We start from the raw sequence: 12,649 nt of genomic DNA on the forward strand, positions 1-12,649 counted from the left end.
TCGTTTTTTATTCAGTGTTCTTGCATTAATCTCCGCAGGCAGCATTCTCGATCTCAGCTTTTGCTGGCTCGTACCATGCGTAGCCCTCCAGCTCACCTACACGTTGGAAAAACTTGTGGAAACGCTCATTCGGAAATGCTTCTTTTTTGAATCGGTTCACGATTCGCTCCACGAGTGGAACAATCTCTTCTTTTTCGATGCCTTCTGCTACTGGAATACCGGAGTGTGCATTGCGTCCCACCGTTTTTGCTCCCAGGAATAAATCGAACTTTCCTTTGCGGAATACGATCCCGATGTCCTCTTGAACCGCGCCGTAGCATGCCATCCCGCAGCCGTTGAATCCGATCTTCAGTTCCTTCGGCATTTCTTTTCCACCCAGCTTTTGGTGCAACTCGTCGGCATAAGGAATACTGTCTTTTTTCTCACCGTCGCAGAAATCGCAAGCTTTTACCTGCAAAACGTCTCCGATCGGGCTGAGAATCAGTCCAAGCTCTCGCAAGCGGCTAGTGATGCTGGCAGGGTTGGCCGTCGGCACGCGCAAAATCATCTGGTGGTGTGGGGTGTATTCGATCTCGCCTTTTTCTCCAGCCACTTCGGCAATCGCCATCATTTGCAGCGGCGTGATTTTTTTGTTGGCGACACCCGGACTTATCGCGCATTCGAAAATCATTTCTGGCGTAAAGGTAGATACCGGACGATGGACTTGGCCGGAAGCGGGCTTGGTTTCAATGCCTTTCGCCGCATTGATAGCAGTCAACGCCTCCATAGCCCATGCGAAAGGAGCTTTTGGTGCCTCTACCTCTGTTGCAGGCGGCGCTTCCAGTACGGCCGTGCTTGTTGCAGCATAATTTGCTGGTTCTGTAGCAGTTACTCTGTCCTCGGTAACGGCTACTGGTCTTTCTGCCTTCGGTGTCACTGGTGCTTCCGGAGCTGACGCAAGGCTGCTCTCCTCGGAGGCCTCGAGCGACCACGGCTCATTTTCTACACGCAGACGCTGATGCGGCTTCAGTGGCTGCTCATCGGCAGACAGCGTGTATTTGCGCTGGTAGCCGCGCGGCGTAATCATTTTGCCGTCGTATACAAACGTCGATGTATTTCCAATAATCACGGTGGTCAACATGCCGATATCATGCTCCAGCATTTGCGCCAGGGTCGTCACGACAACCGTTTCCCGTTCGCGATAAGCACTTTTTACAATGCCGACTGGCGTATCTGGTGAGCGGTACTGCAAAAGAATACGTTGCGCTTCAACGATTTGGCGGGTACGTCGTCCGCTGCGCGGGTTGTACAACGCGATTACAAAGTCAGCCATCCCTGCTGCGTCAATCCGTTTGGCAATCAGTTCCCACGGCGTCAAGTGATCACTCAGACTGATCGTGCATGCGTCGTGCATGATAGGCGCCCCGAGGATTGCCCCACAGGAATTGATCGCCGAGATGCCCGGTACGATTTCGATTGGTACACCGGTTGCTTCTGTCCAGCCTTTTTCCACCAACACCTCGTATACGAGACCTGCCATCCCGTAAACACCTGAGTCTCCACTGGAAATGACCGCTACTTTTTTGCCTTCCTCTTCCGCCTGACGCACAGCTTCCCGTGCACGCGTCACTTCTTCCGTCATCCCTGTGCTGACGATTTGCTGATTCGTCAAAAGTCCGCGGATCAAATCTACGTAAGTGGAATAGCCGATAATGATATCAGACTCCTGCAGAGCTTCCCGCGCCCGCTTGGTGATATGCTCAAAACTTCCTGGACCAAATCCGATCACAAACAACTTGCCGCTCATAAGGCCCCTCCCCTTTTCGCTTCCTATTTATAATAAAATCGATATCATCACGCTAACGAGCAGACATAAGAGCGAAACGAGATACATCAAACGAATCGTCGCGACAATATCACTTGCCTGCAATGGTCGTTTCGCATCTCCCATTTTTGCCCGATTCGATGCAACACCTTGGTAATAATTCAGTCCCCCGAGCTGCACGCCTAATGCCCCAGCGACTCCAGCTTCTGGCAAACCACTGTTAGGACTCGGATGCAAGTGTGCATCTCTTCTGATCATTGCCCAGCACTGCTTCCAATCCAATCGCTGCAGCCAGCTTGCGGCAACGAGCAATAAAGCTGTCAAACGGGCGGGTATGTAGTTCAGTACATCGTCAAAGCGGGCGGATGCCCAGCCGAGATTCCTATACTTCTCGTTTTTATAGCCAACCATGGAGTCGAGAGTGTTGGCGGCACGATACGCCATTGCCAACGGCGCTCCCCCAATCGCTGCGAAAATCAGCGGAGAGACGATCGCATCGACGATGTTTTCTGCCACGGTTTCTACCGCTCCCCGACATACTTCCGGTTCATCTAACCGCTCTGTATCCCGACCAACTACCATGGACAAGGACCGTCTCGCCGCTTCCATATCCCCAGCCACAAGATGACGGGCAATCTCCATCCCGGCATCAGCCAAGCCTTTTGTTGCAATCGTCGTGGATATCAACCAAGCACCCAAGATCCAGGCAAGCACCGGATGGATGAACGTGACTCCCCACAAAAGCAGCCAAACAACAGCGTAGCTGCCGCCTACGATCACGAGCGGGAACAGGACTCCTGCCAGCTTCAAATGCGACTCCTCTTTGACGAGAGAACGTATGACCCGCTCCAATCGTGTAATCCACCAGCCCATGATGATCACTGGATGCGGCAGGCTCCGGGGGTCTCCTACAACTCGATCAATCAAGTAGGCCGCGCATAAAATCCATACTTCTGTCATGTTGTCCCTCTCTTACTCTTCGGGGGTTGTCGCATCCAGCTCTGTCCTTCCGCATCCAAGCATTCCGCTATCAGAGCCTCCCCATGCTTAATGCCATCGACCTGCCAATATCGGTCAGGATTGTTTTCGAGCCACGCGGCCTGGAACCAGCGGATCACGCCGCCATGTGTGACGATGACGACTGTATCGGATGCCTCCTCCTTGCCCGCTCTCTCCAACAAGGACCGTAGCCAACCATCCACGCGCATCCCCAGCTCTTCCAGACTCTCCCCTTGTGGAGGTCGATTTCGAAAAGGATCGTCGTACCAACCTGTAGCTCGCACAGGGTCCGTTTGCATCAGCTCATCGTAGGTCATCAGCTCCCACTCACCAAAAGACAACTCTCGCAATGCTGGCTCTGGATTAACCGATAGCCCCCAAGCAGCTGCGAGCGGTTCGGCAGTCTGGATGCATCTTAGCAGATCACTGGAATAGATCACAGCAGGTTGCCCGATGAGCACAGGTAATTCCTTTGCCAACTCACTCACGTGCAGATACCCGTGTTCATTCAAAGGAACGTCACTATGCCCCAAATATCGATGCTCACGATTGCTGTCTGTCTCCCCGTGACGTATCCAAACTAGCTTCATAACCACCAGCTCCCGACTAACACCAAGAGAACGACTGCTTCACTGCTTTCGATAACAGCCCCGTAGCAGTCTCCATTTAGTCCACCCAATTTTTTTGAAACCGAGCGTGAAAACAATAGAGCGAACAACAGTGACAGGAAAATGGCTGTGATGACCTGCAGGCCCCCAAGATACCAACCTGCGGCAAACACGATGATGTAGCTCACGATGATAGAGGAAACGGAAAGCCCAGCACTGATGCCTTTTCCGATCCCTTTATCTGCCGAAAGATACGGCCAGAGCTTAATCGACAAAAGCACATGTGTCCGCGCTGCTACTGGTGCTACGATCAAAAAGCTGCCCCATCCCGGATGTGCGAGCTCTGCGACTGCACCCGCCTTGATCAGCAACAGCATAATCGCAGCAAGAACGCCCATCGCACCTACGCGGCTGTCCTTCATAATCGAAAGGATTTGCTCTCTCGGTCTGCTGCTGCCAAGACCGTCCGCGAGATCCATCCACCCATCCATATGAAGACCACCGGTCACGTAGACCCATGCGACCAGCGTCAAAATAGCGGCGATCCATGGACTAAACAGCACCAGTCCTGCCTGATATACACCCCATAGCAATAAACCGATGACCAAACCAACTGCGGGATACCAGTTGACGCTTTTTCTCCACGCCTCCTCTGAAGGACGAAGCCACGGAACCGGTATACGCGTAAAAAACGAGATCGCGTGTAAAAATGCATTCATCCTTTGATCCTCCACGGTATCCCCGACAAAACCGCGTAGACGGCGTCCGCTTGTCGCGCACTTCTCTGGTTGACATCGCCCACCACATCCGCGAACCATCTGCCCAAACGACTCAAGGCTACACCGCCCAATCCGACCTCGCTTGTGACGGCAATGACTTTTTGCGAGGAATTGTGTACGAGAGACAGCCATGCCTCTGCCTCCTGCAGCAGGGCTTGCGTGTGTGAAGGACTTCTCCATTCAGACTCATCTACGCTCATCAATCGATTACTCACCCAGGTGGACAGACAATCGATTAAAACCACATCATACTGCTCACTGAATGCGTGGTAATCGGTTAATCGCTCTCCTACCTCCACACAGCCCCATTCCAGCGGACGACGTGCCTGATGCAGCTCGATTCTCTGCTTCATTTCATCATCCCAGGCCTTGCCTGTCGCCACGTACAGGACTCGACTGCCCAACATCATCGCAAGCTCTTCCGCGTAGCGGCTTTTTCCTGAACGGACACCGCCTGTTACCAGCACCAAGCTCATCGCTGTTCACTTCCTTCCGCATGGACCTCGCGGAGCGCTGCCAGAAGTCTTTCATTTTCCTCTCGTCCACGCACTGCGATTCTCACATCATGTGCCGTCAAACCGGGATACATCGCACAGTTGCGGATCAGAACGCCTTTTTTGCCGAGCCGTGCCTGCAATTGTTCCGCTGGCAATCCTTCTGGTGAGCGCAGCAGCAAAAAGTTTGCCTCCCCCGGCCATACCTGCCAGCCCAACTCACCGCTGATGCAATCGATCAAATACGCACGTTCTGCTTTTATGAGCCTTCTTGTCTGTTCCTCATATGCCTGCTCCTGCAAGCACAGTTCTCCAGCTAAAAGGGCCAGTGCATTCACGCTCCAGCTCACTTGCTTCTGGCGCATCCTCGCAATGACATCCGGATGCGCAATCGCATAACCCAGGCGCAATCCCGGGATCGCGTACATTTTCGTCATCGAGCGCATCAAGATCACACGGGGAAAGCGCTCGAGCTGCGTCGCCAATGTATATTGCCGATCTTCCTCCACAAAATCGAGGAAAGCCTCATCCACGATGAGCCACGTGTTGGTCTTACTCGTCCATTCCGCCATTTGGCGAAGCTCATCCGGTTGATACAGGATTCCTGTCGGATTGTTTGGCGACCCGACAAATACGAGATCAGACTGCGTAAAAAGAGTGTGCAGCTCTATAGGATCGGGCTTGTACCCGTTCGCTTCCTTCCCGAAGCAGCCAATGACACGGGCACCATACTGCTCGGAAAGTTGCGCGTATTCCGAAAAGCAAGGATATACCACACCAACCGTTTCCGGCGAAAGACCGAGAATGGCCAGTGCCATCGCCTCCGCTGCACCATTGGCAGGCAGCAACCATTCCTCCGGCACTTGCAGCCGCTTCGCCAGCGCACGCCGAAACACACGATGTCCAGGGTCTGGGTAATGCGCTACAGCAGCCAGCGAATCCAGCAGCATCTCACGAACGCTTGCTGGCATCCCCAGCGGATTAATATTGGCACTGTAATCCAGAAACTGCCCGGGCTCTCGACCAAAGCGCTGCGCTGCGGTCAGCAAGTCTCCGCCATGACCGTACGTCTCTATTACACCTGCGCTTGTCAAAACTCTACCCCCAGCACAGCTGGAATCCCTTCATCATAGTAATGCTTGATTGGCTTCATCTCTGTCACCAAATCTGCGATGTCCAAAATCTCCTTCTTTGCGGCCCGTCCCGTAATCACGAGGTGAATATGACTTGGCCTATTTTGAATCGCTTCCAACACATCGGACAATGGCAACACATCATCAATCGGGAAGCGGTCAATCGCCAATGCATTATTTAGCTCATCCAAAATGACGACATCGTACGCTCCGGAAGAAAGCTTTTCGCTCGCAAACGCCCAAGCTTCTTTCAATGCCTGACGATGCTCCTCCGGTGTCTTCGTCCATGTGAAGCCGACACCCATTTGCACAATTTCAATGCCCAATTTATCGAAAATAATCTTTTCTCCGTATGTACGCTCCGGCGACTTGATGAATTGAACCATCAGCACCTTTTTCCCGCGCCCTGTCGCCCGCACAGCCAACCCGACTGCTGCTGTCGTTTTTCCTTTGCCGTCTCCTGTGTAAACGAGGGTCAATCCTCGCTTCTTATCGTTTTTCTCCATCGTGACCACCTCAAAAAGTGACGTATTTTACTCCGCTGTTTCCTCCAAATACTTTCCGAAGCATAAAAAAAGCGCTCTGTTTCCCCCAGTACGTAAGGAAAAACAAAGCGCGGATAGCTGAAAAGCAACAATCCTCACCTCTTCCTTTGACCCGAAGGAAATCAGTGTAAACATAAAAACAGGCAGGTCTCCTGGCTCGAGGATTATCGCTTTTCTTCTCCTTCCCGCTCCCGGATGGGCAGTGGATGGCATGGTGCCTTGAAGAACAGCTACTCTCTTACAGTGGCGGGACCGCGTTGGCTTTTCACCAAACTTCCCTTTTAACCTTGCTCCTGCGAATCGGTTTCGCAAAAACAAGGACCTGTTTCTCTTCCATATGTAAATGTCGTTCGTTCCGTTGACAAGCACTTGCTTTAATAATAGCAAAAGCTACCGAGGATTCAAGCAAAAGCTGCCGATTCGTCGCTGGTGACTATTAGCAGAAAATTTAAGATAATGACCGTTTACATGCCTGATGTTTTTCGTTACCCTATTGGCAAAACAATCGAAAGTGGTGTGCAGTCATGCTATTTCCTCCGATTCCAAAAATACCAGACATGGTCCTGCCCAGCCCACTGCCGATCAAGGAATGCGGCGAACCGATGATTCCCCTCTCTTCCCTTTCAGCTCAAATCACAGTCTATCCAGCCTACTACCACGAGGGCTATGCCGGAACACAGCCAGAAGCCTTTTTGCGAGAAGGGGCAGCACGCAAGCTCGCCATGGCAGCCTCACTACTGCCTGTTGGCTACAAGCTCGTCGTGTTGGACGGCTGGCGCTCATTTGAGGTACAGGCATCCTTGTATGATCGTTTCCGCGAAGCCTTGCTATTACAAGGCTGGCAGGAAGGACCCGCCCTCACGGAAGAATTGAGCAAATTCGTCGCTTATCCAACAACAGACCTCTCCAAACCGTCCCCTCACCTATCCGGCGGTGCAGTGGATCTGACTATCGCAGGGCCTGATGGCTGGCTGGAGATGGGGACAGACTTCGATGATTTCAGTGAACTGGCTTCCACTCGCTATTATGAAGAGTTGGCACAGTCTAAGCAAAAGGACATCGAGATTCGAGACAATCGCCGACTGCTCTATCATTTGATGACGGCTGCCGGATTCGTCAACTATCCGAAAGAATGGTGGCATTTCGAATACGGAACGCGCACTTGGGGACAAAAAACGCAGCAAGAGCCGATCTATGGCGGGGTTTTGTCGATGTAACCACAAATAATCAAGCAAGGCATGAGCCCGGTCGATACCGTACTCATGCCCAGATGGCCGCCCACTCTTCAAACTCAACAAATTCCTGTACCTCTTAGGTCACTGGTATTTCAGAAGATGCTGCTGAAACCAAAAGGCTTTTGTTGTATTCAGGTGACAATACAATATTTGTATAAGTTCCGTGCCCTGACACATAGTGATAGGAATGCTCGACGCCTGCTGGGATAAAAATAGCTGCTGGACTCTCAACAGTCTTCTCTTCTTCACCGAGTTGAACATGACACACCAGACCAGTGCCATCAGATGCATCTCCCCAAAAGAGGAAGGCACTGTCACAATGATGCGCATGTCTGTCTACATGTTTTTCAGGAATACCGGACAAATCGCATAATCCAAATATCCTTTGGATCACATAGAATGAGGCTCGCTCATCAACACGCGAATCCATCATAACCCAGCGTATCCCTGGACCGTCACGATGATACTGTAGCTCTGAAGCACCTTTTGGAAACGGCTTTCCTACCTGTAAAGAAACAGGCAGCTTTGGGCTTCCTATTGGAGGACGCTTTTCTTCGAGAAGCCGTGTTCTTCCAATTGTTTCGGGAGGAAATGGCTCATACGCTTTGGAATTCCTCTTTACGGCTTGGACATGGTAAGCCGATGTATGCGTAAAAGCATTTTGCCCAGCGATTGGGCGCAGTTCGTCCGGTCTATACCCTGTCGTTAGACGTATCGCTTGTACAAGCTCGGGAATTCTATCCAAAGAATAACGATGATCATTTCGAAGCTTTTGCAACGCAACAGTAAGCTGGATCAAGTCAGTAATTCCAGCTCTTTCGCCGATTCCTAAAATTGTCGTATCAATGACCGAAGCGCCTGCATCAATAGCCGCCAGCGCATTCGCTTGAGCAAGACCAAGATCATTATGCAGATGAACTTCAATTTCGCATCCAAATTCCTCAATGGCACGAGTTACGATTTTTTTGCATGTATCAGGCTCCCATATCCCGACAGTATCTGCCAAACTAATGCGATCTGCGCCTGCCTGCAAAGCAACATGACCTAAGCTGGATATCTTTTCCCACTCTGTCCGTGAAGCGTCTTCAATCGTGAATCTAACCTGTAAGCCAAGCTTTTTTGCTTCGATAACAGCTTGTTGGACTTTCTCTTGTATATAGCTTTCCTGGTGATGACTGAATTTGGTTTGGATAGACACATCATTAATGGAAGCCCAAATCCCCACCCAGTCTGCTTTGGCGCGCTTTACTGCATGTACTTCTTCAACAGTAGCTCTCGCATGCATTAATATTTGCGCTCGTCTTGCCGATTGAGCCACTTTTCGGCAGATTTCTTCATCCACGGCAGAAATTCCAGGATGGCCCACTTCTATGAGGTCTATCTGATAGCTTTCCAAGAGATGCAGGATGCGAATCTTGTCTTCGCATGTGAAGCGCACGCCTGATTGCTGCTCTCCTTCTCGCAGTGTTGCATCCAAAATTTGAAACGGCTTCATTTCCAGCACATCCTTACGGGTTTACTTCCTTTTTCAGGAATTCGTCTGTTTCACGCAAGAGTTGATCACGATTTTTTTCATACAACACCCAATGTGTTGCATCTTTGATAACCACTTCTTGTTTTGCAGATGCATTGGTCAGCTTATGGAAGAGGGACTTATCGGCAAAAAAGTCCAGATCTCCTCGAATGATCAACACTGGCGTCGTAATTTTCGCTGCATCAAAAATGGGTTTGTCCGTCCAGATGTAATACAGATCTACCAAAGGTCCCATTGGACGGCGGATGGATTGTTCAGGTTGCTTGCTGCTGTTAGGATCAGAGTTTACGAAGACCTTGGATACAGCATTCATTGCCTCACCGGAAACCAGATCACGTTTATCTAGCATCATGTGCCAATGGTGCATGGCCTTGTCAAACTGGACAACCTGGTACGCTGGTAATTGGGGATTGATTTCACCTGGCTTCCCTTTTGCTTCAAATGGAGTTGCCATCAAAGGTAAGGAAAAACCATGCATAACACCATAAAGCACGAGTTTTTCAATATCATCGGAATGTTCAGTCGCGTACATCCCTGCAACAACCCCACCCCAAGACCATCCTACGATACTGATTTTATCCACTTGTCGCGTTTTCTTTATGTGCTGGACGACAGCCTCCAGATCTTTTACCGCCTCAGTGGCACGGACGACAGGAGCATTCTTTACAGGTGGTTGATCCATTTCAACTGGTCGGGTAGAATGCCCAAACCCTCGGAAGTCCATCGCCCATGTGTCGTAACCTTGCTTTGCGTATTCCTCCATCCAGGAGTATCCCGGAACATCAAATGCTTGGGCGGTAGGTACGCTAAACGGTTCAAGAAACAATACAACCTCATTATTGGTGAACTTTTCCTTGTTTTTGGCACTCATGTGCCTCACATATAAGGAGACGTCCTGATCGATGCTTGGCACTTTCAGCTCTTCCGTTACGATTTCACTGGTTGATTCCACTACAGATTGAGCTTGTGTTGTACTATTTTGATTGGGGGAATCAGGAGTTGAACACCCTTGAACAAGCAGCCCTAAAGATAGGACTAGCATAAGAAAATGATTTTTCATTTGATGATTGAGATTCATAGTTTGGCACTTCTTTCAAAGTAGATTTAGAGGGTGCTAGAAATTGAAGATTCTTGACAGCAACGCAATGCATCCTGCTGCAATGATTAAGCCTGCGGGCAGCCCATTAGTCAGTAGCACTGCCAAAAGTGTTCCAAGTGTTACGCCTATGAAAACAACCGGTTGATCTGGCAAAATACTTAAGCCTTTTCCCCCGACATAAGAGATGATAAAACCTGCTAAAATGGCTATCGTTGCTTTCCAACTGACCATTTCCTTGCCAAGGGAGATGAAATCATATTTTCCTTTGGCAATCGGAATCAACAAGAATACCATTAGACAAAACAGACCCACATGGAAAATTGGTTTTTGGATTGCATCCATGACAGGCACTGCTTTTAGCAAAGATAATCCGAGCAGCAAGAGGGAAGCGTAGACGAGAACCAGATCCTTTGCCACTAATGACAAGAGGGCGATTACCAGTAAGATAATGGTGGTATGCAACATAGGAGTCCTTAGAGTAGCGTGTTATCCCAGCTTCCCTCTGCCGGGGCTTCCACCTGTACCATTTGGACGGAAGCTAAATTGACTTTGACTAGATTGGGAGCAACGGCTGGCAATAGGTCTGGTCTCTGAATGATTAGTTTGAATGCCTCAAAGCTAGCCAATACGCCGACGATATTCGCTACCGGAGCAAGCACTGCCCATGGAGCCTCTCTCTTTACATAGGCATCTGCCCATTCAGGCAAGGCGCCTTGCGATACGGAATACTTTGCACGCTCGTCTTTGATCTGATTAATTTTTTCACGCATCTCTGGCGTGAGAGGCTGTTGATAGGAAGGGTGTCTCATGGCGACCTCATAGGGCAAGGAATCGGGTGTCATGCACATGACTCCTCCGCGGAAAGGTGGTGTTACCGCAATCCAGATGGAGGGAATACCCATATCGGCTGCTGTTCTATGGATGATTACCCGTGCAACCAGATTATCCGTAGCATCTACAATCACATCTGTATCACCCAGCAGATCATGTGCATTTTCTTCGGTAACAAACTCCCTTGTTACCTTTACTTCCAGCTCTGGATTGATATCGTGAAGTATTTCCTTCGCTACTTCCGCCTTGGGAGAGTTGATTTTGCTGACAAAGCTGAGCATTTGGCGATTGAGATTACTTTCCTCAAACGAGTCTTGATCGATGACATGTAGCTTCCCTACACCCATCCGAGCGAGTTGAATCAATGTGATCCCTCCCACGCCGCCTGCACCTACCACCGTTACTCTAGCATTTCGCAGTTTGGCTTGCTCCTCACTCGTAATGATTCCGAAATTACGGGTAAAACTGTTGTTATATAATTCTCTATTTTCTATCAATGACATACAATCATCTCCTTTGTTCTTTCAAAATCGTTATAGTGTTGCATAGTTCCACGTTCCATCAGGGGGAGTTGTCACTTTTACCGGTGTGTCCGTATCTAGATTAATGAGAACTCCTTTGGGTGCACGTGCCAACGGTTCTCTGCCCGTCAAGATTTGCACAGCTTCATGAAAGCTGAAAAGCGCTATGAGATGGGCACGAACTGGTGTAATAATCCAGCCAGCCTTTCCCTCACAAAAATCCTCTGCCCATTCCTTTGGAGCTCCTTCTTTGACAGAGTGCCAGGCCCTGGCTTTTTTTATGTCAGCAATCTCTTGGCGTAACGCTTCATTGGTCAACTTTTCCCCTGCTCCTGGAATGTTCAATGCTGTTTCGTACGAGATGCCGTCTGGAAAAAAGGAAGAGACAAACCCGCGGGTTGGGGGGCTCCCTGACATGCCCACGCTTGGTATGCCCAACTCACGAGCGGTCCGGTGGATGATGACGCGGGAGGGTATATCGTCCACTGCTTCAATCACCAGATCATGCCCTTTCATCAGTTCAAGCACATTGTCTTCATCAACATTTGCTTGGACGCATCGAACAGATATGTATGGGTTGATGGACTGAAGAACTTGTTCAGCCGTCGCCGCTTTTGATTTACCCAATGAATGTACCGTTGCCAGCATTTGACGATTGATGTTAGAAACTTCGAATTCATCAGGGTCTACTCCAGTGACCTGCCCGATCCCCATGCGGGCGCAAAGAATCGCTTCCATCCCCCCAACCCCGCCGAGTCCAAATATGATGACCCTTCCTTCCTTTAAGCGGTTTTGTTCCTCAGTGGTATACACGCCAATATTTTTCTTGACCATTTCCCAATAAAACGAATCCATTTCCAATTCTTCTTCCTCCTCTTTCCAATTTCAATTGACCAATTACATTTGCCATTATAGAGTTCCAGTTACTAGCAAAAAAATAGCTCGTTCTGACTATTAATTGGGTTATATTTGAAATTTTCATGAACAAAGGAGAAAAATTTTTAGCTAGAATAGACAAAATGAAAAGGCTTGAGTCCGGTACAATACCGAACCCAAGCCTTACACTC

General features: G+C 49.7%; 13 protein-coding genes and 1 riboswitch. Of the genes, 1 reads left to right on the plus strand and 12 read right to left on the minus strand.

Annotation, left to right across the window (positions count from 1 at the left end; all coding sequences use genetic code 11):
• Window positions 1-25 precede the first annotated feature (25 nt).
• Genes cobJ through cobO form a run of 7 tightly spaced genes read right to left on the minus strand, consistent with a single transcriptional unit; the run spans window position 26 to window position 6,323 of the window.
• Window positions 26-1,786 (minus strand): precorrin-3B C(17)-methyltransferase, encoded by a 1,761-nt coding sequence (cobJ, locus tag POF51_RS20400; protein ID WP_069846304.1) that lies wholly within the window; start codon window positions 1,784-1,786, stop codon window positions 26-28.
• 27 nt (window positions 1,787-1,813) lie between these two features.
• A complete protein-coding gene (gene cbiB, locus POF51_RS20405; RefSeq protein ID WP_069846306.1) occupies window positions 1,814-2,764 on the minus strand; it encodes an adenosylcobinamide-phosphate synthase CbiB in 951 nt (316 codons plus the stop codon).
• On the minus strand, window positions 2,761-3,393 hold the full coding sequence (locus tag POF51_RS20410) for a histidine phosphatase family protein (RefSeq protein WP_069846309.1): 633 nt from the start codon (window positions 3,391-3,393) through the stop codon (window positions 2,761-2,763). The genes cbiB and POF51_RS20410 overlap by 4 nt, the downstream gene beginning before the upstream one ends.
• Entirely contained in the window at window positions 3,390-4,130 is a 741-nt protein-coding gene (cobS, locus tag POF51_RS20415; RefSeq protein WP_017247394.1) for an adenosylcobinamide-GDP ribazoletransferase, read from the minus strand. The genes POF51_RS20410 and cobS overlap by 4 nt, the downstream gene beginning before the upstream one ends.
• Entirely contained in the window at window positions 4,127-4,666 is a 540-nt protein-coding gene (cobU, locus tag POF51_RS20420) for a bifunctional adenosylcobinamide kinase/adenosylcobinamide-phosphate guanylyltransferase (protein ID WP_069846311.1), read from the minus strand. The genes cobS and cobU overlap by 4 nt, the downstream gene beginning before the upstream one ends.
• Window positions 4,663-5,778: a threonine-phosphate decarboxylase CobD gene (gene cobD, locus POF51_RS20425; protein WP_271755994.1), complete on the minus strand. Its 1,116-nt coding sequence runs from the start codon at window positions 5,776-5,778 to the stop codon at window positions 4,663-4,665. The genes cobU and cobD overlap by 4 nt, the downstream gene beginning before the upstream one ends.
• On the minus strand, window positions 5,775-6,323 hold the full coding sequence (gene cobO, locus POF51_RS20430) for a cob(I)yrinic acid a,c-diamide adenosyltransferase (RefSeq protein ID WP_271755995.1): 549 nt from the start codon (window positions 6,321-6,323) through the stop codon (window positions 5,775-5,777). The genes cobD and cobO overlap by 4 nt, the downstream gene beginning before the upstream one ends.
• A 164-nt stretch (window positions 6,324-6,487) precedes the next feature.
• A riboswitch (cobalamin riboswitch) is annotated at window positions 6,488-6,703 on the minus strand.
• A gap of 183 nt (window positions 6,704-6,886) precedes the next feature.
• Between cobO and POF51_RS20435 the strand changes: the two genes are divergently transcribed.
• On the plus strand, window positions 6,887-7,579 hold the full coding sequence (locus POF51_RS20435; protein WP_069846317.1) for a M15 family metallopeptidase: 693 nt from the start codon (window positions 6,887-6,889) through the stop codon (window positions 7,577-7,579).
• A 94-nt stretch (window positions 7,580-7,673) separates the two neighbouring features.
• On the opposite strand, the gene POF51_RS20440 is transcribed toward POF51_RS20435, so the two are convergent.
• The 5 genes from POF51_RS20440 to POF51_RS20460 are packed head-to-tail and all read right to left on the minus strand — an operon-like array spanning window position 7,674 to window position 12,443.
• Window positions 7,674-9,092, minus strand: coding sequence for a LeuA family protein (locus POF51_RS20440; RefSeq protein WP_069846320.1), 1,419 nt, complete (start codon window positions 9,090-9,092; stop codon window positions 7,674-7,676).
• A gap of 13 nt (window positions 9,093-9,105) precedes the next feature.
• Window positions 9,106-10,209, minus strand: coding sequence for an alpha/beta hydrolase (locus tag POF51_RS20445; protein ID WP_271755996.1), 1,104 nt, complete (start codon window positions 10,207-10,209; stop codon window positions 9,106-9,108).
• A 36-nt stretch (window positions 10,210-10,245) separates the two neighbouring features.
• On the minus strand, window positions 10,246-10,695 hold the full coding sequence (locus POF51_RS20450) for a DUF441 domain-containing protein (protein WP_017247402.1): 450 nt from the start codon (window positions 10,693-10,695) through the stop codon (window positions 10,246-10,248).
• Window positions 10,696-10,703: 8 nt separating this feature from the next.
• Window positions 10,704-11,564, minus strand: a complete 861-nt coding sequence (locus POF51_RS20455) for a HesA/MoeB/ThiF family protein (protein ID WP_069846322.1) — start codon at window positions 11,562-11,564, stop codon at window positions 10,704-10,706.
• A 30-nt stretch (window positions 11,565-11,594) separates the two neighbouring features.
• The gene (locus POF51_RS20460) at window positions 11,595-12,443 is read right to left on the minus strand and encodes a HesA/MoeB/ThiF family protein (protein WP_271755997.1); all 849 of its coding nucleotides are present in this window, start codon (window positions 12,441-12,443) and stop codon (window positions 11,595-11,597) included.
• Window positions 12,444-12,649: the final 206 nt, after the last annotated feature.

This window comes from Brevibacillus sp. AG, from assembly GCF_028369215.1.
Taxonomy (GTDB): domain Bacteria; phylum Bacillota; class Bacilli; order Brevibacillales; family Brevibacillaceae; genus Brevibacillus; species Brevibacillus porteri.

What these genes read in the sequence shown, in the direction of transcription:
- POF51_RS20435 (WP_069846317.1), top strand. Translation starts at nt 6,887, where the DNA reads ATGCTATTTCCTCCGATTCCAAAAATACCAGACATGGTCCTGCCCAGC.
- cbiB (WP_069846306.1), bottom strand. Translation starts at nt 2,764, where the DNA reads ATGACAGAAGTATGGATTTTATGCGCGGCCTACTTGATTGATCGAGTT.
- cobO (WP_271755995.1), bottom strand. Translation starts at nt 6,323, where the DNA reads ATGGAGAAAAACGATAAGAAGCGAGGATTGACCCTCGTTTACACAGGA.
- cobU (WP_069846311.1), bottom strand. Translation starts at nt 4,666, where the DNA reads ATGAGCTTGGTGCTGGTAACAGGCGGTGTCCGTTCAGGAAAAAGCCGC.
- cobS (WP_017247394.1), bottom strand. Translation starts at nt 4,130, where the DNA reads ATGAATGCATTTTTACACGCGATCTCGTTTTTTACGCGTATACCGGTT.
- POF51_RS20440 (WP_069846320.1), bottom strand. Translation starts at nt 9,092, where the DNA reads ATGAAGCCGTTTCAAATTTTGGATGCAACACTGCGAGAAGGAGAGCAG.
- POF51_RS20410 (WP_069846309.1), bottom strand. Translation starts at nt 3,393, where the DNA reads ATGAAGCTAGTTTGGATACGTCACGGGGAGACAGACAGCAATCGTGAG.
- POF51_RS20450 (WP_017247402.1), bottom strand. Translation starts at nt 10,695, where the DNA reads ATGTTGCATACCACCATTATCTTACTGGTAATCGCCCTCTTGTCATTA.
- cobJ (WP_069846304.1), bottom strand. Translation starts at nt 1,786, where the DNA reads ATGAGCGGCAAGTTGTTTGTGATCGGATTTGGTCCAGGAAGTTTTGAG.
- POF51_RS20455 (WP_069846322.1), bottom strand. Translation starts at nt 11,564, where the DNA reads ATGTCATTGATAGAAAATAGAGAATTATATAACAACAGTTTTACCCGT.
- POF51_RS20445 (WP_271755996.1), bottom strand. Translation starts at nt 10,209, where the DNA reads ATGAATCTCAATCATCAAATGAAAAATCATTTTCTTATGCTAGTCCTA.